The sequence below is a fragment of the Microbacterium algeriense genome, assembly GCF_008868005.1.
Classification (GTDB): domain Bacteria; phylum Actinomycetota; class Actinomycetes; order Actinomycetales; family Microbacteriaceae; genus Microbacterium; species Microbacterium algeriense.
In genome coordinates this window covers 759,400-782,417 of record NZ_WAAO01000001.1, presented here as the reverse complement: position 1 = coordinate 782,417, position 23,018 = coordinate 759,400, and the positions used below count along the sequence as shown (strand labels likewise).

At 68.4% G+C, this 23,018-nt stretch carries 22 protein-coding genes and 1 tRNA gene; 9 read left to right on the top strand and 14 right to left on the bottom strand.

What is annotated here, in order from left to right:
* Window positions 1–192: 192 nt before the first annotated feature.
* Both bla and F6A08_RS03740 read left to right on the top strand, forming a co-directional pair.
* Window positions 193–984, top strand: coding sequence for a class A beta-lactamase (gene bla / locus F6A08_RS03745; protein WP_192576675.1), 792 nt, complete (start codon window positions 193–195; stop codon window positions 982–984).
* A gap of 232 nt (window positions 985–1,216) precedes the next feature.
* On the top strand, window positions 1,217–2,152 hold the full coding sequence (locus tag F6A08_RS03740; protein ID WP_151458655.1) for a CPBP family intramembrane glutamic endopeptidase: 936 nt from the start codon (window positions 1,217–1,219) through the stop codon (window positions 2,150–2,152).
* 195 nt (window positions 2,153–2,347) lie between these two features.
* Here the strand turns inward: F6A08_RS03740 and F6A08_RS03735 are convergent, their stop codons facing one another.
* From F6A08_RS03735 to F6A08_RS03720, 3 genes are all read right to left on the bottom strand, one after another.
* Entirely contained in the window at window positions 2,348–2,641 is a 294-nt protein-coding gene (locus tag F6A08_RS03735; RefSeq protein ID WP_151458654.1) for a hypothetical protein, read from the bottom strand.
* A gap of 190 nt (window positions 2,642–2,831) precedes the next feature.
* A complete protein-coding gene (locus tag F6A08_RS03730; protein ID WP_225855722.1) occupies window positions 2,832–3,125 on the bottom strand; it encodes a GIY-YIG nuclease family protein in 294 nt (97 codons plus the stop codon).
* 426 nt (window positions 3,126–3,551) lie between these two features.
* Window positions 3,552–4,508, bottom strand: coding sequence for a helix-turn-helix transcriptional regulator (locus F6A08_RS03720; protein WP_151458653.1), 957 nt, complete (start codon window positions 4,506–4,508; stop codon window positions 3,552–3,554).
* A gap of 61 nt (window positions 4,509–4,569) precedes the next feature.
* Between F6A08_RS03720 and F6A08_RS03715 the strand changes: the two genes are divergently transcribed.
* The 4 genes from F6A08_RS03715 to F6A08_RS03700 all read left to right on the top strand — a co-directional run bounded on the left by F6A08_RS03715 (window position 4,570) and on the right by F6A08_RS03700 (window position 9,147).
* Window positions 4,570–5,727: an epoxide hydrolase family protein gene (locus F6A08_RS03715; RefSeq protein ID WP_151458652.1), complete on the top strand. Its 1,158-nt coding sequence runs from the start codon at window positions 4,570–4,572 to the stop codon at window positions 5,725–5,727.
* A gap of 103 nt (window positions 5,728–5,830) precedes the next feature.
* Window positions 5,831–6,667 (top strand): alpha/beta fold hydrolase, encoded by an 837-nt coding sequence (locus tag F6A08_RS03710; RefSeq protein ID WP_151458651.1) that lies wholly within the window; start codon window positions 5,831–5,833, stop codon window positions 6,665–6,667.
* A 91-nt stretch (window positions 6,668–6,758) separates the two neighbouring features.
* Window positions 6,759–7,790, top strand: a complete 1,032-nt coding sequence (locus F6A08_RS03705; protein ID WP_151458650.1) for an aldo/keto reductase — start codon at window positions 6,759–6,761, stop codon at window positions 7,788–7,790.
* A gap of 103 nt (window positions 7,791–7,893) precedes the next feature.
* The gene (locus tag F6A08_RS03700; protein WP_151458649.1) at window positions 7,894–9,147 is read left to right on the top strand and encodes an MFS transporter; all 1,254 of its coding nucleotides are present in this window, start codon (window positions 7,894–7,896) and stop codon (window positions 9,145–9,147) included.
* A gap of 42 nt (window positions 9,148–9,189) precedes the next feature.
* On the opposite strand, the gene F6A08_RS03695 is transcribed toward F6A08_RS03700, so the two are convergent.
* Window positions 9,190–9,621 carry a cytidine deaminase family protein gene (locus F6A08_RS03695; protein WP_151458648.1) on the bottom strand — a complete coding sequence of 144 codons (432 nt, stop codon included), beginning with the start codon at window positions 9,619–9,621 and terminating at the stop codon, window positions 9,190–9,192.
* 236 nt (window positions 9,622–9,857) lie between these two features.
* Between F6A08_RS03695 and F6A08_RS03690 the strand changes: the two genes are divergently transcribed.
* Complete coding sequence (locus F6A08_RS03690; protein WP_151458647.1) at window positions 9,858–10,769, top strand: hypothetical protein; 912 nt, start codon at window positions 9,858–9,860, stop codon at window positions 10,767–10,769.
* A gap of 163 nt (window positions 10,770–10,932) precedes the next feature.
* Here the strand turns inward: F6A08_RS03690 and F6A08_RS03685 are convergent.
* Window positions 10,933–11,023: transfer RNA gene (locus F6A08_RS03685), tRNA-Ser, on the bottom strand.
* A gap of 45 nt (window positions 11,024–11,068) precedes the next feature.
* On the bottom strand, window positions 11,069–12,115 hold the full coding sequence (locus F6A08_RS03680; protein ID WP_151458646.1) for a hypothetical protein: 1,047 nt from the start codon (window positions 12,113–12,115) through the stop codon (window positions 11,069–11,071).
* Between the two features lie 125 nt (window positions 12,116–12,240).
* Here F6A08_RS03680 and F6A08_RS03675 point away from each other — a divergent pair, with 125 nt between their 5' ends.
* Window positions 12,241–13,017 (top strand): hypothetical protein, encoded by a 777-nt coding sequence (locus tag F6A08_RS03675; protein WP_026049791.1) that lies wholly within the window; start codon window positions 12,241–12,243, stop codon window positions 13,015–13,017.
* An 8-nt stretch (window positions 13,018–13,025) separates the two neighbouring features.
* Here F6A08_RS03675 and cydC read toward each other — a convergent pair whose 3' ends face one another.
* The 5 genes from cydC to F6A08_RS03650 are packed head-to-tail and all read right to left on the bottom strand — an operon-like array spanning window position 13,026 to window position 19,545.
* Window positions 13,026–14,693, bottom strand: a complete 1,668-nt coding sequence (cydC, locus tag F6A08_RS03670) for a thiol reductant ABC exporter subunit CydC (RefSeq protein ID WP_151458645.1) — start codon at window positions 14,691–14,693, stop codon at window positions 13,026–13,028.
* On the bottom strand, window positions 14,690–16,399 hold the full coding sequence (gene cydD, locus F6A08_RS03665) for a thiol reductant ABC exporter subunit CydD (RefSeq protein WP_151458644.1): 1,710 nt from the start codon (window positions 16,397–16,399) through the stop codon (window positions 14,690–14,692). The genes cydC and cydD overlap by 4 nt, the downstream gene beginning before the upstream one ends.
* Window positions 16,396–17,424 (bottom strand): cytochrome d ubiquinol oxidase subunit II, encoded by a 1,029-nt coding sequence (gene cydB / locus F6A08_RS03660; RefSeq protein ID WP_151458643.1) that lies wholly within the window; start codon window positions 17,422–17,424, stop codon window positions 16,396–16,398. The genes cydD and cydB overlap by 4 nt, the downstream gene beginning before the upstream one ends.
* A gap of 14 nt (window positions 17,425–17,438) precedes the next feature.
* Window positions 17,439–18,854, bottom strand: coding sequence for a cytochrome ubiquinol oxidase subunit I (locus F6A08_RS03655; RefSeq protein ID WP_151458642.1), 1,416 nt, complete (start codon window positions 18,852–18,854; stop codon window positions 17,439–17,441).
* On the bottom strand, window positions 18,841–19,545 hold the full coding sequence (locus tag F6A08_RS03650; RefSeq protein ID WP_151458641.1) for a helix-turn-helix transcriptional regulator: 705 nt from the start codon (window positions 19,543–19,545) through the stop codon (window positions 18,841–18,843). The genes F6A08_RS03655 and F6A08_RS03650 overlap by 14 nt, the downstream gene beginning before the upstream one ends.
* 100 nt (window positions 19,546–19,645) lie before the next feature.
* On the opposite strand from F6A08_RS03650, the gene radA reads away from it, so the two are divergent.
* Window positions 19,646–21,013: a DNA repair protein RadA gene (gene radA / locus F6A08_RS03645; protein WP_026049790.1), complete on the top strand. Its 1,368-nt coding sequence runs from the start codon at window positions 19,646–19,648 to the stop codon at window positions 21,011–21,013.
* Between the two features lie 10 nt (window positions 21,014–21,023).
* Here radA and F6A08_RS03640 read toward each other — a convergent pair whose 3' ends face one another.
* The 3 genes from F6A08_RS03640 to F6A08_RS03630 all read right to left on the bottom strand — a co-directional run bounded on the left by F6A08_RS03640 (window position 21,024) and on the right by F6A08_RS03630 (window position 22,943).
* Window positions 21,024–21,434: a hypothetical protein gene (locus F6A08_RS03640; RefSeq protein WP_017202738.1), complete on the bottom strand. Its 411-nt coding sequence runs from the start codon at window positions 21,432–21,434 to the stop codon at window positions 21,024–21,026.
* 295 nt (window positions 21,435–21,729) lie between these two features.
* Window positions 21,730–22,380 (bottom strand): hypothetical protein, encoded by a 651-nt coding sequence (locus tag F6A08_RS03635; protein WP_151458640.1) that lies wholly within the window; start codon window positions 22,378–22,380, stop codon window positions 21,730–21,732.
* A gap of 62 nt (window positions 22,381–22,442) precedes the next feature.
* A complete protein-coding gene (locus F6A08_RS03630; protein ID WP_017202736.1) occupies window positions 22,443–22,943 on the bottom strand; it encodes an amino-acid N-acetyltransferase in 501 nt (166 codons plus the stop codon).
* Window positions 22,944–23,018 lie beyond the last annotated feature (75 nt).

Genomic DNA, 23,018 nt, shown 5'->3' with positions numbered 1-23,018 from the left:
GAGACCTCGTCCTCGCGCCCACCGGAGCGTTCCTCGGTGCGTGACCACATGCGCCGAACTCCGGCCTTCAGCCTCTGCTGCCTTCTCGCCGGCTTCGCGCTCGCGGGGTGCGTGGGCGCGCCCCCGCCTGCCGCCGAATCTGCCCCGGCATCTCCGACGGCCCGTGCGACCACAACGGACCTCGACGAGCTCGTGGCAGACGAACTGGCGGCTCTCGAACAGGAGTACGACGCGACTGTCGGCGTCATGGCGGTCGACACCGGAACCGGCGAATCCGTCTCGTACGGCGAGGACCGCCGCTTCGGCTTCGCATCCACCATCAAAGCCTTCGCCGCTGCAGTGTTCCTCCAGTCCGTGCCGGGCGCAGCCCGCGATGAGATCGTGCACTGGACGGCAGAAGAAGCCGCCGCCGCCGGCCACGCACCCGTGACGTCGCAGCACGTCGAGGACGGCCTCACCTACGCGCAGCTCGCCGAAGCGGCCGTCCGGGTCAGCGACAACGCCGCTCTCAATCTCATCGTCGACCGGATCGGTGGTTCCGCAGCCCTCGACGACGCACTCGCCGAGCTGGGCGATGCCACCACGGAGGTCGTGAACGACGAGCCGACTCTCAACACGATCGAACCGGGCAGCACCGACGACACCACGACCGCCGCCGCCTTCACCGCCTCGCTTACGCGGATCCTGGACGGTTCCACGTTGTCCGCTGCGGATGCGGCGCTGCTGGTCGACTGGATGAGCGACAACCGGACCGGAGACGCCCTCATCCGCTCCGGCGCGCCCGCCGGCTGGACGGTCGCCGACAAATCGGGAGGCGCAGGTCCGATCCGCAACGACATCGCCGTCGTCACGCGCCCCGGACAGGACCCCATCATCATCACGGTGCTGACGTCGCGGAACGACCCGCACGCAGACTTCGACGACACGCTTGTGGCGAGTGCCGCATCCATCACCCTGCACGCGCTCGACCGCAGCACCTCATGATCGCCGTTCGCAGACGTCCGTCGACGCTCGTCGGCATCACGGGCGTGGCATCGAGCTGGCTCACGATCGCATTCAGACACTGAAGGCCACGGCGAGCAGATCGCCTGGGCGGATCGCGTACTCGACGCGCTCTGTCCCCTCTCGCTCCCCGGTCCACGACCGGCTAGCACACTGTGCTAGTTTGATACCTCTTGCAACTATCACGCCGTATTAGCACCGAAGAGGATCACCCATGACCGACACCGCGCCGAACTGGCTCCTCCAGCTGGACGAACCCGTCCCCAGTCCTCGAGTTCCCCCTGGCGTCGAGTACCACCGCGTCTACGCCGGCGAGAAGCGCCGCATCCTCCGCGGCATCCTCGCGATCGTGCTGGTGGTCGTCGGGATGGTCGTCTTCGCGCAATTGCTCCTGCTCGGGGCACGCTATCTCGACACCGAGATCCTGGGGCGCTCGGGTTTCACGCCTCTTCAGCAGGCTGCGGGTGCACTGTCGCTCGCCGCGCTCATCCCCTACTGCATGCTGTTGCAGCGCCTGCTCTACGGCGTGCCCTTCCGGTCGCTGCACTCGGTCGCCGGGCGCTTCCGATACGGCGTGCTCGGGCGAGCGCTGCTCGCCTTCGGTCCGTTGCTGCTCGTCGTCGTCGCTGTCGGCTTCCTCCTGGCGCCCGTCGACCAGGTGCCCTGGTCGACATTCGACCTCGTCGCCTATTTCGTGATCGGCATGCTGCTGACACCACTCGCGGCAGCAGGCGAGGAGTACGGCTTCCGCGGGTTCATGTTCCGCATCATCGGCGGGTGGACGCGAGGTGCGCGTCTCGGCGCAGTGATCGGCATCGTCATCCCGACGGTCCTCTTCTCTCTCTTCCACGGCTCGCTCGACCCGTACATCCTCACCTCCTACCTCGTGCTGTTCGGATCCTTGGCGATCGTCACCTGGCGCACCGGCGGGCTCGAGACCGCCGTCGTCCTCCACGTCGTCTACAACGTGTCGGCCCTCGTGCTCGGCACGACGCTGCACGTCGATCTCGGCGGCGCGCTCAACAGCCGGGGAGAGATCGCAGGATCCATCGCCACTCTCATCCCCAGCGCGGCACTGGTCCTGATCACCTCCGCCGTCTGGTGGATCACGCGGAGAACCGGTCCCGCACGCACCCCGGCGCCGTTGTGATCGTCATGATGCCCTCAGACGCGACACGCTCGCACCTGAGGGCATCATGCGCCTCGGAGCCCGTTGGCCTGCTCAGCGAGCTCGGCGTTACCCAGGCTGACCGCTCCGATCGTCGTCGACAGGAGCATCGTGTGTTCGTCTTCGATACTGCGGAGGCGAGCCCTCAACTCGGTTTCGCTCAGATCCTCGTCGTCGTCACTGTCCTGCATCGTCGCTCCCGTCGGCGGCGGAGGCTTCGAGGCGTCGACTCCGTCTGGAGCCCCGTGGGCGTCCACCGCCACGACGCCGGACCTGCCCGATCTGATACGTGAGCAGCGCCGCCGAACCGACGACCAGTGATCCGACGAGAATCCACTGGGGCAGCGAATAGTCGCTGCCGGTCTGGATGGTCCTCGTGAGCAAGCCGATCATGTATCCGAACAGGCCCGCGCACAAGCCGAGCATGGCGCGATGGAAGCGAAGGCTCCGCCGGTCGATCGATCCCGCCATGGATCGAGGGTACGACGAACGCCTCGACCGCAGAGAACGAAGGCCCCGCATCCCAGTGTTTCCGCGACTCCCGCCTCAGCTGGCTGCGCGACTACGGCCTGTCCGAATACCGCCCGAGAGTGCTCCGCGCGGTGGGGCGCCCGTAGATCGACTCGGCTTCACCCTCGGAGCCCAGATCCTCAGTTCCAGTTCATTCCGTGGGCGCGGCTGTCCAGCGCGTTCTTCCAGAACGACTCAGCGCCAGGATCGTGTCAGCGCGGGTTTTGGGGTCGAAGATCTCCAGGATGGAGTACTGGAAGTTCTCCACGATGTGCGCGTCGCCGAGGGTCTGGCGCAGCTGCTCGAGCTCCCGGTTGCCGCCGGTGAGGTTCTTCAGGTGCGCGTAGCTGGACCAGCGCTGCCACAGGCCGTTGGCCTCTCCGGATGCTGACCCGACGTACAGCCGCCCGCAGCTGAGGTCGGTGATGACGTAGACGCCCTTCACGCTGGAGAGCGCGTCCTTCCAGCTGGGCTCGTCGCCGGCGATGATGCGCTGCAGCTCGTGGTGCCGCAGCCGAACGTTCTGGTAGCCGGGGAAGGTGTCCTCTTGCGCACGGAGCGGCCGGACTCTTTCTCGGGGATCAGCGTGATGTAGGCGGCATCCGCCCCTCGGTGAGGTGTTTCAGGACAACGCTGCTTCTCATGGAGTGTCGCGTCGGCTCGGCCATCGCTCGGACGGCATCTCCCGGGATGATCGAGATGGGCTCGTCCTTGTCTCCGACCGGCTGCGGCTGGATCGAGGCACGTGGTTTCGGGTTCAACGCCCGACGGTCGCTGTCGAGGGACTCGCCCCGTGTCTACCGTTCTTCGGGATATGACACTGCCGTGCGCACCAGGCCCGTCCGCGACTCAAGTGCCGTCGGTAGCCTTGTTACGCGGCGGCACGCAGCAGCCGTTGGGCCATATCGACCAGGGCCTGACGCACCTCTTCTCCTTCGAGCACCTCGAACTCGATGCCGCTCATGCCGATGTACAGGGCGAACTCCTCCGGACTGCGTGACCCCGCAGTAAGGGTGCTGGCATCGTCACCGAGGGCTTCGACCGTGGCCACCGTGGCATCGAAGAGCCGTGAAACCTCCGCTGCGGGAGCGTGCATCTTCAGTCGCGCCCGGTAAGGGTACGGCGCTGTCGTGATGCTCCGTGTGGTGAACTCCCGCAGTGCTTCATCGGGGATGTCACGGCGGGGGAAGACGTCGCGCATCAGGACAGGCCGGCGAATGCGGTCGACGCGCAATGTTCGCCAGGCTTCATGCTCCGGCACCCACGCGATCAGATACCAGAGTGTCGTCGTGTGAACGATGCGATGCGGTTCGACGATGCGCTGCACCTCGACGCCATCGTGGCGCGTGTAGTCGATGCGGAGTCGCAGGCGACCGGCGATCGCGGAGGCCGCAGTTGTGACGATGGTCAGATCGATGTCCGAGCGCACCTGACCCGCGAGCGGCACCATCGCCTGCTCAACCTCACTGATCTGCTGGCGAGTCGCCGACGACAGCGACTGCTCGAGCTTGGCCAAGGCCCGCGCCGCGGCGTCCTCCATACCGGTGATCACGCTACCTGCGGCAGCTCGCAGCCCCACGGCGATGGCGACGGACTCGTCGGGTGCGAGCGCCAGCGGCGGGACCTCGGCGCCCGGTCCCAAGCGGTAGCCGCCGTGCCGTCCGCGGGTCGCCTCGATCCCATATCCGAGCTCGCGCAGGTCGTCGATATCACGTCGGAGCGTGCGATCACTCACTTCGAGGCGATCACGGAGTTCCGCACCGCTCCATTCCCGTCGAACCTGCAAGAGAGACAGGAGAGCGAGCGTGCGCCCGGTGGTACGAGTCATGCCGTCAGCCTCATTCCATATCAGGACATATTATGGCCGTTTAGCTGGGGAGGATGAAGTCATGAACACGAACGAGACGGTCCGCCCCTTCCGCATCGACATTCCCCAGTCCGCCATCTCAGACCTTCACAGTCGGCTCACCCGGGCGCGGTTCGCGTCTCCTCTTCCCATCGACGACCGCAGCACCGGCATCCCCGCGGCCGAACTGCAGACGCTGATCGCACGCTGGGCGGATCACGACTGGCGCGCGACCGAAGCCCGCCTGAACGCGTTCCCGCAGGTCGTCACGACGATCGACGGGCAGAACATCCACGCCGTGCATGTGCGGTCACCGCATCCGGACGCGACACCGCTGCTGTTGATGCACGGATGGCCCGGGTCCTTCCTCGAGTTCGAGGCGCTGATCGGACCGCTCACCGATCCGACCACTCACGGCGGCGACGCATCCGATGCGTTCGACGTGGTGATCCCTTCGCACCCGGGTTTCGGATTCTCCACCCCGCTCGTCGGCCGGGACTGGAAGCGCAGCGACATCGCCGCAGCGATGCTCGAGCTGATGACGAGACTCGGCTACGAGCGCTTCGCGGTACAGGGCGGCGACATGGGAGCGGGCGTCGCCCCCGAGATCGGGCGCCTCGCGCCTGACCGCGTGATCGGGGTGCACGCCAACGGCTCTCTCGGCTCGTTTGTCGGACAGGTCGACGAGGAGACGGCGGCGGCGCTGACACCGCTCGAGCAGAATCGCCTGCGCCGGGTCGGAGAGTTCATGCAGAAGGAGTTCGGGTACATCGCGATCCAATCGACGCGGCCTGCTCTGATCGGAGCCATGACGGCGGACAGCCCGGTCGCGCAGTTCGCCTGGATCCACGACAAGTTCCAGGAGTGGACCCATCCCGCCGAGACGCCCGTCGCCGAGATCGTGGGCGAGCGATTCCTGTTCGACAACGCTTCGCTGTACTGGTTCACCGCGACCGGAGGCTCGGCGGCCTACGTTGGTTACGCGCAGGACGCCGGCTGGGGTGCGGTGCCCACCAGTTCCGGCGTGCCCACCGCGGTGATCGTCTTCGCCCATGACGTGGGCTTGCGATTCGCCGAAGAGAAGGCGAACGACATCGTGCGCTGGACGGATGTCGAGGGGCGCGGCGGCCACTTCGCCGCACTCGAGGAGCCCGATGCGCTGCTGACCGATGTCCGCGAGTTCTTCCGAGCGCTGCGGTGATCACCGAGCGCCGAGGCGCCCGCCGGAGCAGAACGAGGTGCGGCGTCTCCGGAAAGTCCTTGCCCCCCGATCCGCCCTTCTCGACCTCTGAAAGCATGGAGCCATGACTCACCATCAGCTCGACCGCACGGTTCACTGGCGAGGGCGACAGGTCGCGTGGGATCGATTCGGCGATGGTCCACCGCTCATCTTCCTGCATGGAACGCCGTGGTCTTCGGCGCTCTGGCGCCCCATCGCCGATGCCCTCTCGTCGCGGTTCACGGTGTATCTCTGGGACATGCCCGGGTACGGCGCCTCCTCAAAGGATGCGGATCATCCCGTCGATCTCGGTGTCCAAGGCGAGCTGTTCGCGCACCTGTGCGAGCTGTGGGGCGTCCGGCGCCCGCACGTCGTCGCGCACGATTTCGGTGGGGCAGTCGCGCTACGGGCACGACTCCTGCACGGCATGACCTACGCCTCCCTCTGTCTGGTCGATGTCGTTGCGCTCTCGCCCTGGGGCTCGCCGTTCTTCCAGCTCGTGAAGGAGCATGCAGAGGTCTTCGCCCAGCTGCCGCCTGCCGTGCACCGTGGAGCCGTCGAAGCGTATGTTCGAGGCGCGAGCTTCCGCGGACTCAGCGAAGAGGCGTTGGACATGCTCGTGCATCCGTGGACGGGACCGGACGGGCAGCCTGCCTTCTACCGTCAGATTGCCCAGGCCGATGAGGTCTACACCGACGAGGTGGAAGGCCGGTACGGCGACATCGACGAACCCGTGCACATCATCTGGGGTGTCCAGGACGCATGGATCCCGGCCGACCGCGCCACCCGACTTCAAGCGATGATCCCGAACGCTTCCCTCGCCGGGGTCGCCGACGCCGGGCACCTCATCCAGCTGGACGGTCCCGAAGCGCTCACGGCTGAGCTCTCCCGCTGGCTCGAACAGCATCGGGCTCACCCATGACGCCGGCAGCCCTCGATGTCGCCGAGGGAATACATCCGACGATCACGGCGTCCTACCCCTCATCGCCGGACGAACCTGACATGGAGTGACGATGCTTCCTTACAGACCACTCGGGGGGACGGGCATATCCGTTTCTCCCTTCGCTCTCGGCACGATGATGTTCGGCTCGATAGGCAATGACGACCATGACGATGCCGTGCGCATCATCCATTCGGCCCTCGACCGAGGGATCAACTTCGTCGACACGGCCGACATGTACTCCGCAGGTGAGTCCGAGATCATCGTCGGCAAGGCGCTGCGGGGGCGTCGGGATGCGGTCGTGCTCGCAACCAAGGGACACTTCTCGCTCGACGAGGACCCGGCACCGAACACCAGCGGCAACTCGCGGCGGTACCTCATCCGAGCCGTCGAAGCGAGCCTGAAGCGACTCGGCACCGACTACATCGACCTCTACCAGGTCCACCGGCCGGACTGGGACACCGACATCGAGGAGACGCTCGGAGTCCTGACGGACCTCGTCCGCGACGGCAAGATCCGCACCTTCGGGACTTCGACGTTCCCCGCACACGAGATCGTGCATGCAGACCAGGTCGCCCGCGAGCGGCACCTCATGCGCTTCCGTACCGAGCAGCCGCCGTACAACATCCTGGATCGAGGCGCAGAAGCGGACGTCCTCCCCGTCACCGAGCGGCTCGGCCTCGGGGTGCTCACCTGGAGCCCCCTGGCCTTCGGGTTCCTCACCGGCAGATACCGCAAGGGCGTCACGGTCGAGAACGCCGGGCGCGCTGCGATCCGCCCAGCGTGGTTCGACCCGAGCGACCCGACGACGGCGCGGAAGCTGGACGTCGTGGAGCAACTCGTCGAGGTCGCCGAGGGCATCGGTGTGACGCTCCCGGAGCTCGCCGTGGCATTCCCCCTCGCCCACCGCGCGGTCACCTCGGTCATCATCGGGCCCCGGACGATGCCGCAGCTGGACGCGGCGCTCGCCGGCTCCGACCTCGCTCTCGACGATGCAGTCCTCGACCGCATCGACGAGATCGTCGCCCCCGGCGACCGGATCTACAACGCATCACCGCCGAGCTATCCCTGGCTGACCGACCCCGCGCGACGCCGGCGCCGCTGAGGTCGGCGTTCTTCACCGCCCGACGGAGCCACGTCCTCGTGCGCGGGAATGCGATGTCTGATTCCCGCCGGAACCGAGCGCGCAACGCTGGTGGACTTGACACATGACGACACCTCGACGCGATCCCCTCCCGAGCCGATTCACGCGCATCGCGTGGTCGAGCGTGCTCACCCAGCTGGCGGAACAGATCGCGTTGGTCGCCGTGCCTCTCGCCGCCGTGCTGATGCTGCGCGCCGGAGCCACCGAGACGGCGCTGCTGCAGGTTGCGCAGACGCTGCCTTTCCTCGTGCTCGCGCTGCCGTTCGGACTCGTCATCGATCGCACCTCTCCGCAGCGGGTCCTCATCGCGTCGGAACTGCTGCGCATGGCCACCCTCGGCGGGATCGTCGTGCTGATCACGCTCGACGCCCTGTCCTTCGGCGCGCTCCTCGCGCTCAGCTGTGTGGGGGCGATCGGGACCGTCGGTGTCAGCGTCGCGGTCCCCTCATCGGTGCCGCGGCTCGTGGATGCCGCTCGCCTGATGGACGCCAACCGGTGGCTGGAGCTCGGAAGAAGTACCGCGTTCGTCAGCGGTCCTGTCCTCGCGGGTGCCATCGTCTCAGCGGCCGGCGCAGGAGCGGCGCTCGTCGTCGCCACCATCGCCTGCGCGGCTGCGGGTGTGCTGCTGATCCGACTCGACATCCCTCGAAACGCGCCGTCGCCCCGCACCTCGGCATGGAGCGAGGCCGCAGACGGAATGCGATACGTGTTGTCCCACCGCTTCCTGCGTCCGATGATCGCGACCTCGACGATCTTCAACATCGGGTGGTTCCTGATTCAAGCGGTGTTCGTCGTCTATGCATTGGACTGGCTGGGGATGACACCCGCCACGGTGGGACTCGCGATGGGAGCGTACGGGGCGGGCATGGTCATCGGCGCGGCGCTCTCGCAGCCGCTGTCACGGCGCCTCCGGTTCGGGGTGATGACGGTGCTCGGACCGGCAGGCGGGTTCATCGCGGCCATGCTGATGGCCACCAGCTTGTGGATTCCGTCTCCGGCTCTTGCCTTCGCCTCGTTCTTCCTCTTCGGACTGGGCCCCGTCCTGTGGACGATATCCACGACCTCGCTGCGGCAGGCGGTCACGCCGGCATCGCTCATCGGCCGGGTGTCGTCGTTGGTCGTGGTCTCCACCTACGGCGCTCGACCCATCGGCGCCGGACTGGGAGTTGCGATCTCGGCCACGTTCGGGATGACATGGTGCATCGCAGCCGCAGTGATCGTATTTGCTTTACAGCTGCTCGTCGTGCTCGCTTCGGCTCTCCCCGCAGTGAGAGAGCTTCCCACCGCCTCGGAGCAGACGCCCGCACCAGCGACATGATGATATTGCCGTATCGCGGTATCAATCCCGCCGCGATCCTCGCTACCGGCTGGCGCTGCGTGGCGTCGCAACTGGCTCCGGCTCGGGCCACTCCCATTCCGGGAGCAGATCGCGAAGCGCTGCCGTTCTGCCCTGACCGAGGAGGACAGTTGTCTTGATATTCGACTCGTCTATCTGCTTGATGAACTCTCGGCAACGGCCACACGGGGCGAGCACTGTCAGACACCCCTCCGCGTCCCGCCACACAGCGACGATGCGGGCTATTGCGTACTCGCCGCTGGTAACCATCGATGCGATCGCAGCGTGCTCGGCGCAGAAGCCTGTTCCGGAACCGGTATCGATGCACACGCCTACGTGGATCGCGCCCGTGACGGTCTCGAGCGCAGCAGCGACGTCGCCGAACAGGCGATCGCCCACACGATGCGGGTTGAGCTTTGTGCGAGCCACCTCGATGAGATCCGGTTCTTCCCTCATGGCCCCACACTAGACAACTACGCGACCTTGCAGATGGTGCGACGAGCGGGTGAAGATCGTCAGACTTGACGCGGACCAGCACCCCGAGACCGCGACGGTTGTCGCCTGAGTGCCGCAACCGTGCCGACCGCCGATCCGCCCGCGCCAGCCCCCGGAGAGCGGCATAGCCAGAATCGTGTCCGGCAACGCAGTGCACCAGTCCGCCGACGCCACGCCCGTCGTGGTGTACTGGCCTCATGCCGACCGACACCCTGCTCCTGGACCGCAGCACCGTGCAGGCTGTCGTCGACACCGACCAGCTGACCGAGCAACTCGGGTCCGCACTCGTGAAATACGTCGGCGCAGGAGCCCCTCAACGGGTTCGAAGCCGATTGAGCGCTGAATTGACCGCGATGGTGTTGATGCCGGGCCTCGCCGACGGCGTGCCCGCGTACACGGTCAAGGTGCACGCGAAGAATCCTGACGCCGATGAGGCGATCCGGGGATTGATGCTGCTGCACGATCTGCCCGGCGGCGCCCTCCTCGCAGTGATCGAGAGCGGCTGGTTGACGGCGCAGCGAACAGCGCTGACCGCCGCGTTCGTCCACGACCGGCTCACGTCGCACTCACCCGGATCCATCGGCATCATCGGTGCCGGTGCGCAAGGAACGGCAACCGCACTCGCTCTCTCCCGCCGTCGCGGCGGACACTTCACGATCTATGACTCAGATCAGCGCAGGGCCCTCGCCCTGCAGCAGGCTCTGGGCGCCGCGCATGCCGATGTCGCACCATCGTCCGAGGCGGCCGTGCGGGCCAGCTCGTCAGCGGTGACGGCAACGTGGGGGCGACGTCCCGTAGCGTCGACGCCGGCACTGCAGGGTTTGGACCATGTCACGGTGCTGGGAATGGACGAGCCGGGGAAGCAGGAGCTGCCTCCTGATTTCCTGAATATGGCCACCGTCTATGCAGACGACCCCGCCCTCGTCCGTCCGATCATCCGACAGACATCACTTCCCATCAGCGCAGCGCTGAGAGAAGACGCCCCGACGGCGTGGCCGAGCGTCTACATCGCCGCTGGTCTCCCCCTCCAGGACTGCGTCGCCGCATGGCACGTGTATCAACGAGCCTGTGCCACGGGCCGCGGACGGAATGTCGATTTTCGCGGCTAGAATCCCCCATCGGGGAGCGGATGAATCTGTAGTCGATTCGAGCCTCAGGCGCCGTAGACCACGAACGAGGCGCTGCGATACCGCTGCGTTACCGCAACCGCGACTCCGGACATGACAAAGGCCCCGCATCCCAGTGTTTCTCAGGGAGTCGGAGCCTTCGTGGTGGCGGTGACGGTGGGATTTGAACCCACGGTAGGGGGTTACCCTACACAACTTTTCGAGAGTTGCACCTTCGGCCGCTCGGACACGTCACCGCGGAATAGCTTACGCGACGCGGGCCGGACGCGCGAATCGAACGGTCACCAGGCGGCGGCGACCTCGGCGTGCGTGCGCAGGATGCCCTCGGTCGACCCGGCGGGAGCGCGTCCGATGCCGCACTCGGTCGCGACGCCGAACTCGGGCGCGAACCGGCGGGCGGCGTCGATGCGGCGCTCGGCGCCCTCCGCGCCGTCCTCGCGGTGCACGAGTCCGAGGTACAGCTCCTCGACCGGGGTGAGGTCGGCGAGCGGCGCGAAATACGCCTCGTCGTCGTGCGCGATCGGCACCGGCAGGTGCAGCCAGGTGAGCGGACGGGCGGATGCCGCGACGACGGCGTTCGCATACCGGACGAGATTCGCCGCATCGGCCGGTTCGAAGAAGTGCTTCTCCCCCGCGTCGCCGTAGCAGAGGTGCACGCCGACCTCGACGTCGACGGGCACGGCGTCGACCAGGGATGCCAGCCGCGCGACGAGACCGTCGAACGGATCGCCGGGCCACCAGGCCTCCATCACGGCGCCGTACCCGGCCGCGCGCTCGATGATGCCCATCTCGCTCGCGACGTCCCACTGCACCGCGAGGTCCTCGTGCGGGATCGCCGCCAGGATCTCGTCGAGCTCACGCAGGATCGCGGCGGTGTACACGGGCTCGATGGCCGCGCGATCGTCGCCGTGGAAGAAGGAGGAGATCACCGCGAGCGGCGTCGGCAGCGACACCTGGAACCGCACGCCCGCGGGAACCGCACCCTCGGCCCGGAGACGCGTGAACACGGCATACGACTCGATCGCGGCAGCGGCGTAGCCGAGCGGGGGCAGCTGGATCTGCGCCGCATCCACGCCCTCGCCGATGCGCAGTCCACGGGCGTCGATCCCCGCGGGGAACGGGATGGGCTCATCGCCCATGCGCTCGATCCCCTCCGCCTGTCCGATGACGTCGGGCTGGAACATGATCCAGTGGAACCGCTTGCCCACCTCGCCGTCGGGGATGCGGCGGAGCCGGTCGCCCAGCATGTCCGCCGCCGTGCGGATCGTGGTCTCGGCGTCGTCGTAGTTCACGCTGCCCACGAGGAGGGCGCCCTGCGGCTGAGTCATCACCTCAGGATATCGGCGCCGGTTTTTGCACGGAGCAGCTCGAGAGCAGATCGCGACGAACCCGGTTAGGATTGCCTAAGAACCCGCCGCCTGTGGGGGCAGCGATGACGGGAAGGATGCGCACCGTGGGATTCATCAGGTCCGAGGCTCTGGGCGAGACCGGATACGTGGTCCTCGACGATCACACCACGTCGATCGATCCCGCCGAATGGCGTGACCTCGAGTACGTCGGCTGGCGCTCGTCCGGCATCACCCGCTTCGCTCCGCTCACCAGCTATGCGGGCGACGTCGACTGCAACGGCTTCTGGAACCACACCCCGCCCCGCACCGACAAGGACGGCGTCTGGGTCGCCTCGCAGGTCGCGGTCGCTCCGACGCTGCAGCGGTGCGCCCAGGAACCCGGCGCCGGCGTCGGACGCTGCCGCGTGATCGAGCTCCAGCCCAACGAGTACGCCGACGCGATCTACAACCTGCACCAGGACGACAACAACCGCCTGAACGAGGAGGGTACCGGCTGGGTCGTCCGCGGGTTCTTCAACCTCTCCGACGACGCCGACTCGATGCTGATCCTCCGTTCCGACCGCTTCGACCCGGCGACCGAGATCCGTCTGCCCCTGCGTGCCGGATCGCGGATCATCGTCGACACCCAGCGCTTCTGGCACGCGGTCTGGCACCGCGGCACCGCTCCGCGCTACGCGCTCATCACGTCGTGGACCAGCGGTCCCGAGCTCGACGCATACATCGCCGCGAACCACGGCGACCCGCACCCCCGCACGGTCGACCTCGACCCGGAGTTCGTCGACGCCGCCCAGGTCGAGATGCACCGTCGGATCGAGGAACGTCGCCGCGCGTTCGAAGCCCAGGGCATCGTGATGGAGCCCCCGGTCGACATGAGCGTCTGAGCAGACGCTCAGACCGTGCGACCGCCGTCCAGGCGGACCACGCGGTCGACCGTCCCCGCCGGGGGCGCCACGTGCGAGATCAGCAGCACCGATTGGTCACCGGCCGCCTGCAGCAGATCGCGCAGCAGGGCGTCGGAGGCGTCGGGATCGACGCCCGCCGTCGGCTCGTCGAGCACGAGGATCGGGAAACCGCGCAGCAGCGCCCGGGCGAGTGAGATGCGCTGCGCCTGGCCGCCCGAGACCAGGGCTCCCCGATCGCCGACCCGCGCGTCGAGGCCGCCGCGCTCGCGCACCCACGCGCCCAGCCCCACCCGGTCGAGCACCGCCAGCAGCTCGTCGTCCGTGGCGGTGTCACGCGCGAACAGCAGATTCTGGCGGACGTCCTCGTCGAACAGCTGAGGACTCTGCTCGCACAGCCCGATCACGCGACGCAGCGCGGGACCCGAAAGCCCCGTGGCATCGTGCCCGCCGATGCGGTACTCGCCCTCCACACGCAGGAACCCGACGAGAGCGGCAGCCAGGGAGCTCTTCCCCGCACCGCTCGGTCCCGCCACGAGTACCCGCTCACCGGACCCGAGGTCGAGGTCCACACCCCGCAAGGCAGCCGCGCCGCCGGGCCAGTTCGCCCGCACACCGCGCAGCCGCACCTCGGGCGTCCCGTCGAACGCGACGTCCTCCCCCGCGTCGGGCCGCAGCTCGTCCGGCACCCGCTCCGGGAGCACGTCGACGATGCGCTCGGCGCTGGAGCGGACGCTGCGCCAGGACCCGGCGGCGATCGGCACCGCCCCGAAGATCTCGAACACGACCATGGGGACGAGCACCGCGACGGCGAGCCACGGCCCGTCGATCGTCCCGTCGGAGAGTCCGGGAGCAGCTGCCGCGAGGGCCCAGACCGACGCCGCTCCCGCGACCGCAGACACCGCGCCGGCGGCGACGGCCTGAGCGAGCGACGCCCTGTCGACCACCCGACGCAGCGCCGAGTCGGCAGCGGCGATGCGCGCACGGGCCTGCCCCTCCACGCCGTACGCGAGGAGCACGTCCAGACTGCCGAAGTAGTCGACCAGCGCGGCGGAGAGCTCAGCCCTCCGTGCGGAGACCAGCGATTCGGCCTTCGATCCGAAGAGCCAGCCGAGCCCGATCGCGGCCGCCGCGGCCAGGAGCAGGCAGATCGCAAGAGTGAGGGCGGCAGCGGGCGAGACGAACGCCATGAACCCCACGGCGCCGACGGCGACGAGGGCAGCGACGCCGAGCGGCTGGACAACTCGGAGGGGCAGGTTCTGCAGGTTCTCCACATCGTCCACGAGAGCCGTGAGCACCTGGCCGCGGTCGGTCGAGCCCAGGCCGGCGGGAGAGAGCGGGGTCAGACGACGCACCATGTCCGCACGGGTCGCGGCGAGCTGGCGCAGGGCGGCGTCGTGTCCGCTCAGCCTCTCCAGATACCGCGTCACAGCTCGCGTCACCGCGAAGAAGCGCACCCCGACCACCGCGACGGACAGCGGCACCAGGGAGTCGACGATCGAGGCGCTGACGATCAGCCAGCCGCTGACCGCGAGCAGACTCACAGCCGCCCCGGCCGAGAGCACTCCCCACACCAGTCCCGGGATGAAACGTCCGGTCGGCGGCTGCGCGAGACGGAGAACGCCTCGCACCCGCTGCGACCGCGTGTCGGCGCTCATACGCGCACCCCCAGCGGCACGATCCGGTCCGCGATCTCGCGTGCGGAGCGGCGGTGCGAGACGAGCAGCACCGTGGCTCCGGCATCCGCCCTGCCTCGAAGCGACCGCCACAGCTGCTGCTCGGTCTCGGGGTCCAGGGCGCTGGAAGGTTCGTCCAGCGCGAGGACCGCTCCGCCCCCTGAACCCTGCCGGTACAGCGCCCGCGCGACGGCGACCCGCTGCGCCTGACCCCCGGAGAGGCCTGCGCCCTGCACGCCGAGCTCGCGCTCGGGGTCGATGCCCTCGGCGCAGGCAGCGGCGAGAGCAGTGCGGACGCCCTCCGCATCCGGCTCTCCCTCTCCCAGCGCGACGTTCGCGGCCACGGTCCCCCGCATCAGACCGGGGCTCTGCCCGGCCCACGCCAGCCACGCCGAGGGCGCGAGGTCACGCACATCCCGTCCGCCGTAGACGGCCGTTCCGTCGAAGTCGCTCGCGCCCCGCAGCGCCGCGAGCAGGCTCGACTTGCCCGATCCGCTCGGCCCTTCGATGAGGGTGATCGTGCCGGGCTCGGCCGTGAACGACACGGGCGGCAGGTCCCGAACCCGCAGGCCCTCGACCACGAGCGCCCCGCCCGCCGCCATCTGTCGGACCGTTTCCCGCCTGTCGGACCGTTCCCCACCGGTCCGTCCGACATCCGTGAATCCGTCCGACATCCGTCCCGCGCCCGCCCCCGCGCCCGCCCCCGCGCCCGCCCCCGCGCCCGCGGCCGCGTCCGCGCGGGTGCGGTCGGCGTCGAGCACGGCGAACACGTCCTCGGTCGCGGCGACGCCCTCCGACGCGGCGTGGAACTGCACCCCCACCTGGCGGATCGGCAGGAAGGCCTCCGGGGCGAGCAGCAGCACGAACAGCCCGACCTCGAGCGTCAGGTCGCCCGACAGCAGCCGGAATCCGACCGACACAGCGATCAGCGCCACCGCGATCGAGGCCAGCAGCTCCATCGCGAAGCCCGACAGGAACGAGAACCGGAGCACCTTCATGGTCTCGCGGCGGTACTCCTCGGCCGTGACCTCGATGCGGTCGGCCGCCCTGCGGTCACGCCCGAACAGTCGCAGCGTCGACAGCCCCTGCACCGTGTCGGCGAAGCGGGCCGCGAGCCGCTGCAGCGTCTGCCACTGCCGGGTCTGCACGGTGCGGGTCGCCATCCCGATCAGGATCAGGAACAGCGGGATCAGCGGCAGCGTGATCACGGCGGTCAAGCCGCTGGGCCAGTCCTGCCACCACATGACCGCGACCAGCACGGGCGTCGCGATCACGGTGAGGACCAGCTGCGGGATGTAGCGGGCGAAGTACGCGTCCAGCGCCTCCAGTCCGTGCCCGGCGGTGACCGCGAGCGCGGCCTGGTTCCGCTGCGCGAGCCACCCGGGACCGAGGCGTCCGACGGCGGCGATGAGAGCGGAACGCAGCTGCATCCCGGTCTTCGCCGCCGCGCGGGTGCCTGCCGCGTCCGAAGCCGCGATCAGCAGGCCCCGCAGCAGAGCCGTGAGCAGCAGCCAGAGCAGCGAGCCGGAGACGTCGCGACCCGCGATGGCTCCCGTGATCGCGTCGGTCAGCAGCCAGGCGAAGACGATCGTGACGGCTGTCTGCACGATGCCGATCAACGCGGATGCCGCGAGGAAGCCCCTCGCGGCACCTGCGTACTTCAGCAGTCTCGGATCGACGGGTTTCACGCGTGCGCCGGAGCCCCCTCGATGGAGGTCCGGGTGACGCGCTTGCGGAAGACCCAGTAGGTCCACGCCTGGTACGCGATCACGAGCGGCATCGCGATCAGGGCCGTCCAACTCATGATCTGCAGCGTATACGGCGTGCTGGAGGCGTTCGCGATCGTGAGGCTGTAGGCGGGGTCGATCGTCGACGGCATCACGTACGGGAACAGCGCGGAGAAGAGCATGACCACGGCGAACATGACCGTGAGCATGCCCGCGAAGAACGCCCACCCGTCACGACGGACGAGCGAGAACCCTACGGCGGCGATCAGGCTGACCGCTGCGAGCGCCCCGGCTCCGATGACCAGCCAGAGCAGCGGAGCCTCCCGGCCCATCGCGATCGCGACCGTCCAGATCACCGTTGCGGCCGCGAGGAGGATCGTGGGGATGGCGGCCTGCTTCGCCAGTCGATGCGCATCCTCATGCACCTGACCGTCGGTCTTGAGCGCCACGAACAGCACCCCATGCAGGAAGAAGAGCAGCAGCGTGGTGACGCCCACCAGCAGCGCGTAGGGGTTCAGGAGGGAGAAGAAGCCACCCACGTAGATGTGGTTCTCATCGATCGCGACGCCCTGCACGATGTTGCCGAACGCGACACCCCACAGCAGCGCCGGCACGACCGAGCCGATCACGATCATGCGGTCGAAGCCCTGCTTCCACTTCCGGCCCTCGCGCTGGTGACGGTACTCGAACGAGACGCCGCGCAGGATCAGCGCCAGCAGGATGAGCAGGAGCGGCAGATAGAACCCGCTGAACAGCGTCGCGTACCACTCGGGGAACGATGCGAACAGCACGGCGCCGGCGACGATGACCCAGGTCTCGTTGAGGTCCCAGACCGGGCCGATCGTGTTGATGACCTGGCGGCGGGAGACGTCGTCCTTGCCGAGGAACGGCAGCGACATCCCGACGCCGAAGTCGAAGCCGTCCAGGACGAAGTAGCCCACGAAGAAGAAGGCGACGATGAAGAACCAGAGCGTTGCGAGATCCATGATGCTCCTCCTTCTCAGTAGACGACCGACGGCAGCTGGGCCGTCTCTTCGTGCGGCTGTTCTTCGGTGTCAGGGCCCTTCTGCGCGGCCCGGATGATGAGCCGGATCTCCACCACGGCGAGCGCGGCGTAGATCGCGGTGAAGGCGATGAGCGAGATCAGCACCTCGAGCCCGCTGACGCCCGGCGAGACACCGTCTTGCGTCGTCATCAGCCCGAAGACGATCCAGGGTTGTCTGCCCATCTCGGTGAACACCCAGCCCATGATGTTGGCGGCGAGCGCGAGCGGGAAGGACCAGATGGCGACCTTCCACATCCACGGGGCGACGGGCTTCTTGGCGCCCTTGCGCGTGACCCAGAGACCGGCGACGGCGACGAGCGCGGCGGCGATGCCCAGGCCGATCATCCAACGGAACGCCCAGTACGTGATCCAGAGGATCGGAGCGAAGTCCGTCAGCCCGGTCGACGCGTAGGTCTGCGCGTACTCCGCGTTGAGGTCGTTGATGCCGTGCACGCAGGCGTCGAGCGTGTGCGTCGACAGCAGCGAGAGCAGGTACGGCACGCGGATCGAGAACAGCTCGGAGCTGCCGTCGGGTGTGCCGAGCGTGAAGATGCTGAACGCGGCGTCCGGACCGCACACGGTGTTGAACGTCGCCTCCGCTGCTGCCATCTTCATCGGCTGTGCGGCGTACATCGCGAGGCCGAGCTGATCACCCGTGAGCACGACGCCCGCGGTGGACACGATCATCGCCCACAGCCCGAACTTGAGCGAGATGCGCATGGTGTCGAAGTGCTGGCCGCGGGAGAGGTGCCAGGCCGAGACCGAGATCACGACGCCGGCGGCGAACATCAGCGCGCCGAAGATCGTGTGCGGGAACGCGGCGAGCGCGACCGGGTTGGTCAGCAGCGCCCAGAAGTCGGTGAGCTCGGCGCGGTTGGTGGCCTCGTTGAAGGTGTATCCGACCGGGTTCTGCATGAACGCGTTGGCCGCGATGATGAAGTACGCCGAGAGGATGCTGCCGATCGACACGCACCAGATCGTGGCGAGGTGCAGCTTCTGCGGGAGCTTGTCCCAGCCGAAGATCCACAGACCGATGAAGGTCGCCTCGAAGAAGAACGCGAGCAGACCCTCGAACGCCAGCGGGGCGCCGAACACGTCGCCGACGAACCGGGAGTAGTCGGACCAGTTCATGCCGAACTGGAACTCCTGCACGATGCCGGTGACCACGCCCATCGCGAAGTTGATGAGGAAGATCTTGCCGAAGAAGCGGGTGAGGTGCAGGTACTGGACCTTGGCGGTGCGCACCCACGCGGTCTGGAAGATCGCGGCGATCAGCGCCATGCCGATCGTGAGCGGCACGAAGAGGTAGTGGTAGACCGTGGTCAGCCCGAACTGCCATCGGGCGAGCGCAAGCGGATCAAGCCATTCCATGCACGACTCCTGTTCTGTGAGACTGCGCCGTGCGGTGACGCAGCTGCTCGCTCGGCCGCGCGGAGGTGTCGCGCAGTTGCACGGTGCAGTCGGAGGGGAGCACGGCGTCGCGCACGCGCTCGGCGGCGAGAGGGCCGCCGGCCTCGTTCAGCACGCCCTGCATGAGCCCGAGGTGCACCTGGCACAGCATGGGCCGGTTCTCCGGACGCCCCGCCGCATGCGGGCAGGGGCTGAGGTCGACCGTGAGCCGCTCGTCGTCGACGATCGGCTCGAACCCGCTCTCCTCGAGGTGCTCGACGAGCGCGTCGAGCTGGTAGGTCGCTTCGCGGCCGAGGTCGGTGGCGATGCCGGGGAGCATGCTCCGCAGGAGATCGCCTCGGCGGGCGGCGGCCTTGGCCTTGTCCCGCGCGACCGGGCTGGAGGCGCCGGGGTCGCCGGTGGCGGCGCTGTAGAGCGTGCGGGGACGCCCCCGGGTGGTGCGGTGCTCGATCGTCGGGATCACGTACCCGCCCTCGATGAGCCGCTGCAGGTGCTCGCGCACCGTGTTGGCGTGCAGGCCGGTGGCCTCGCACAGATCGCCGATCGAGAGCTGGCCTTCGGGATGCGTGTGACGCGCTTCGAAAAGCAGGTGCAGGATGCGCACCCGGGAGTAGCTCGAGATCGGCCCGCAGACGGACCCGCCGTTGGACATGACACCAGTATCGCGCGGGGACGGCGGCGTCAGGGGACCAAGGGCCGTGAATAATCACCTGGTCGATAGGGATGTCCGATCCCGGCGATAGCCTGGGGGCATGGCCACCCGGAAACCCGCTCCCCCTGCGTACGTGTGCACGGAATGCGGGTGGACGACCGCGAAGTGGGTCGGCCGCTGCGCGGAGTGCCAGCAATGGGGCACGGTCCAGGAGCAGGCCGTGCAGACCGGCATCCTCCGTCGGATCGGCCCGGTCGCCCCGAGCGCCGACCGCTCCGCACGGCCCATCACGCAGATCACCACGCAGGACGCTCCCCGGCGCACGAGCGGCGTCGGCGAGTTCGACCGCGTGCTCGGCGGCGGCATCGTGCCGGGTGCCGCGATCCTGCTCAGCGGCGAGCCGGGTGTCGGGAAGTCGACTCTGCTGCTCGAGGTCGCCGCACAGGCGGCACGCGGCGGCCGGCGGGTGCTGTATGCGAGCGCCGAGGAGTCCCCCGGTCAGGTGCGCCTGCGCGCCGAGCGCACCGGAGCTCTCCACGACGAGCTGTACCTCGCGAGCGAGACCGACCTGGCCACGATCCTCGGCCACATCGACGAGGTGCAGCCGCAGCTCGTGATCGTCGATTCCGTGCAGACCGTCTCCTCGTCCCTGATCGACGGCGCGGCGGGGCAGCCCAGCCAGGTGCGCGAGGTCGCGGCGACCCTGATCCGCGTCGCGAAGGACCGCGATCTGCCCATCATCATCGTCGGACACGTGACGAAAGACGGGCAGGTCGCCGGACCGCGGGTGCTCGAGCACCTGGTCGACGTCGTCTGCCACTTCGAGGGTGATCGGCAGACGTCGCTGCGGTTCATCCGCGCGCTGAAGAACAGATTCGGGCCCACCGACGAGGTCGGCTGCTTCGAGATGACCGGCGATGGGATCGCCGAAGTGCCCGACCCCTCCGGTCTCTTCCTGTCTCAGGGCGCCACCGAGCCCGGCACATGCGTCGCGATCTCGCTCGAGGGGCGCCGCGCCCTGCCGGTCGAGGTGCAGGCGCTCACCGTGCCCAGCAACACGCCCAATCCGCGCCGCATCGTGCACGGGGTGGATTCGTCACGCGTGGCGATGGTGCTGGCGATCCTCGAGAAGCGCGCGAACATCGCCACCGGCAGCCTCGACGTCTATGTGTCGACCGTCGGAGGCGTGCGGTTCACCGAGCCGGCGGCGGATCTCGCGATCGCCATCGCGGTGGCCGGCTCCATCCAGCAGATCTCGGTGCCGCGCACGGTCGCCGCGGTGGGCGAGTTGAGCCTCGCCGGCGAGATCCGGCCGGTCACGCAGGCGGCGCAGCGTCGATCGGAGGCCGCGCGCCTCGGCTACGAGCAGGTGGTGGACGATCGTTCGAAGACGCTCCGGGCCGCCCTCGGAGACGTCAGAGCGCGGAACACGTCCCGCCGGTCTGACCGCGACATCCCGCCGTTCTGAGACCGGCGCCTCAGGCGTCGAGCGCCTTCAGGAGCTCCACCGGATCCGCCTGCATGGGGTGGGGACCGGCGATGTCGAGGAACACCGTCGTGATCGGGTGCGCGGCGAGGAACTTCCGCAGCCACGTGGCGTCGTAGATGCCGACACCGGGCGGCAGGTTCGCGGGCTTGTTCTTCGCGTCGCTGAACAGCAGCAGCGCGAGATCGCCCGAGTTCGGGTCGCGGTAGGTCCACACCTCGCCGCTGTCGAGCGGGTTGTCGCGCGCCCCGGGCTTGATCAGCGGCACGACGGTGGTGCCGTGACGAAGAGCGAGCGCGACCGCGGCGACATCCTGCTTCTCCAGCGCGAGCGCCAGGGCCTCCGACCGGAAGTCCTCGGGTGCGGGCTTGTTCTTCGCGGACTTCGCCTTCTTCGCTGCCATGTCACCAGCTTATGCACGGCGCGAGGCGAGAAGCGCCCGGAAGGGCGGCGGATACGATTGGGGCCCTCTCGAGTCCCACATTGGGGACTGGGGTACTCGAGAGGGCCCTCGGACTCTCGAGCGGCGGTGTCGAAGCGCTGGGGACGCTGTGATTCGACGCCACTGGGGATGGCATGTGCCGCATGATGCGGAGAGTCACCTCAATGGTATCCCAAAGAAGGACGGATGTCAGCCTCCGGCCCGGTTGCCTCGGTGATCTCGCAGCATTTCGGCTTCGGAATCCGCAGGCGCGGCGTCAGTAGAGCAGGATCTGCGCGGTGCTGAGGCTGGGGAAGCCGCCGATCGAGACCTCGACGTGATACGACGCGCCTCCGCCCGGTGCCCTCTGGCGATTCTCCTGGTCGCACGTCTCGACGCTCGACCGGGTGCGATCCCAGACCACCGGGTCCTTGCTGGTGACCGTGGTGCCCGCCTTCAGCGTGGCGATCATGCTGCTCGGGTTCTCCTGGCAGTCGGTCGAGCGCCACCAGACGTCCGCGCCGCTGGAGACCGTGAACACCTGCGTCGTCGACCCCACGTCCATCGTGCAGTCCTTCGCGCCCTTGTTGGTCAGGGAGATGGAGAGCTTCGGCAGCGCCCCGGACGGATAGGACTCGGCATCGGTGACGGCCGTGACCTCGATGTCCTTCGCCTCGCACGCGACGACCGCGGGGGTCTGCTCGCCCGAGGGCGTGGCAGACGGAGACGGAGACGTGGTGTCGGTCGCCGGGGTGGTCGGCGTCTCCGAGGAGGAAGACGACGGCTGCGGCGTGGTGGTGTCCGCCGCCGCCCACGGCCGCGCGATCAGCAGCCACGCACCGACGCCGATGGCAGCGACGACGAGGATGAGCCCGAGGATCACCACGAGTCGCCGACGGCGGTACACGGCGGCGGAACGACGGGGCATGCCTCCAGGTTATGCGATCGGACGCCCGCTCCCTGGGAGCCCGACGGTGTGGGCGAGCGCCGTCAGAGCACCTTGAGCATGCGGGTGTTGCCGAGCGTGTTCGGCTTGACGTGGGCGAGGTCGAGGAACTCCTCGACACCCGCGTCACCGCTGCGCAGCAGCTGCGAGTACACGTCGGGGTCCACGACCTGCTCGCCGATCGGGGTGAAGCCGCGTCGTCCGAAGAACTCGACCTCGAACGTGAGGCAGAACAGCCGCGTCAGCCCGAGCATCCGCGCGTTCTCCTCGAGGCGCTCGACGATGGCCCGCCCGACGCCGTGATGCAGCCAGTCCTCGCTGACGAGGAGCGTGCGCACCTCGCCGAGGTCCTCCCAGATCACGTGCAGCGCGCCGCATCCGATGAGCACCCCGTCGGCCTCGGCGACCACGAACTCCTGGACCGCGCCGTACAGCACCGCCAGGTCCTTGCCGAGGAGGATCCGCTTCTCGACGAGCGGCTGCAGCAGGTTGCGGATGCCGATGATGTCGGCGCTGCGCGCCGGCCGGACGATGTACTCGCTCACCGCTCCAGCCTAGAACCCGCTCCCCCCAGCCCCTCCCAGACGCGACACAGCTTCGGAGATCGGAGGCGACACGCC

Excerpts from the sequence above, each read along its gene's own strand:
- F6A08_RS03690 (WP_151458647.1), top strand. The coding sequence starts at position 9,858 with ATGCCGACCGACACCCTGCTCCTGGACCGCAGCACCGTGCAGGCTGTC.
- F6A08_RS03715 (WP_151458652.1), top strand. The coding sequence starts at position 4,570 with ATGAACACGAACGAGACGGTCCGCCCCTTCCGCATCGACATTCCCCAG.
- radA (WP_026049790.1), top strand. The coding sequence starts at position 19,646 with ATGGCCACCCGGAAACCCGCTCCCCCTGCGTACGTGTGCACGGAATGC.
- F6A08_RS03705 (WP_151458650.1), top strand. The coding sequence starts at position 6,759 with ATGCTTCCTTACAGACCACTCGGGGGGACGGGCATATCCGTTTCTCCC.
- cydB (WP_151458643.1), bottom strand. The coding sequence starts at position 17,424 with ATGGATCTCGCAACGCTCTGGTTCTTCATCGTCGCCTTCTTCTTCGTG.
- F6A08_RS03680 (WP_151458646.1), bottom strand. The coding sequence starts at position 12,115 with ATGACTCAGCCGCAGGGCGCCCTCCTCGTGGGCAGCGTGAACTACGAC.
- F6A08_RS03695 (WP_151458648.1), bottom strand. The coding sequence starts at position 9,621 with ATGAGGGAAGAACCGGATCTCATCGAGGTGGCTCGCACAAAGCTCAAC.
- F6A08_RS03735 (WP_151458654.1), bottom strand. The coding sequence starts at position 2,641 with ATGGCGGGATCGATCGACCGGCGGAGCCTTCGCTTCCATCGCGCCATG.
- F6A08_RS03640 (WP_017202738.1), bottom strand. The coding sequence starts at position 21,434 with ATGGCAGCGAAGAAGGCGAAGTCCGCGAAGAACAAGCCCGCACCCGAG.
- F6A08_RS03720 (WP_151458653.1), bottom strand. The coding sequence starts at position 4,508 with ATGACTCGTACCACCGGGCGCACGCTCGCTCTCCTGTCTCTCTTGCAG.
- F6A08_RS03635 (WP_151458640.1), bottom strand. The coding sequence starts at position 22,380 with ATGCCCCGTCGTTCCGCCGCCGTGTACCGCCGTCGGCGACTCGTGGTG.
- cydC (WP_151458645.1), bottom strand. The coding sequence starts at position 14,693 with ATGAGCGCCGACACGCGGTCGCAGCGGGTGCGAGGCGTTCTCCGTCTC.
- F6A08_RS03710 (WP_151458651.1), top strand. The coding sequence starts at position 5,831 with ATGACTCACCATCAGCTCGACCGCACGGTTCACTGGCGAGGGCGACAG.
- F6A08_RS03700 (WP_151458649.1), top strand. The coding sequence starts at position 7,894 with ATGACGACACCTCGACGCGATCCCCTCCCGAGCCGATTCACGCGCATC.
- F6A08_RS03655 (WP_151458642.1), bottom strand. The coding sequence starts at position 18,854 with ATGGAATGGCTTGATCCGCTTGCGCTCGCCCGATGGCAGTTCGGGCTG.
- F6A08_RS03740 (WP_151458655.1), top strand. The coding sequence starts at position 1,217 with ATGACCGACACCGCGCCGAACTGGCTCCTCCAGCTGGACGAACCCGTC.
- F6A08_RS03650 (WP_151458641.1), bottom strand. The coding sequence starts at position 19,545 with ATGTCCAACGGCGGGTCCGTCTGCGGGCCGATCTCGAGCTACTCCCGG.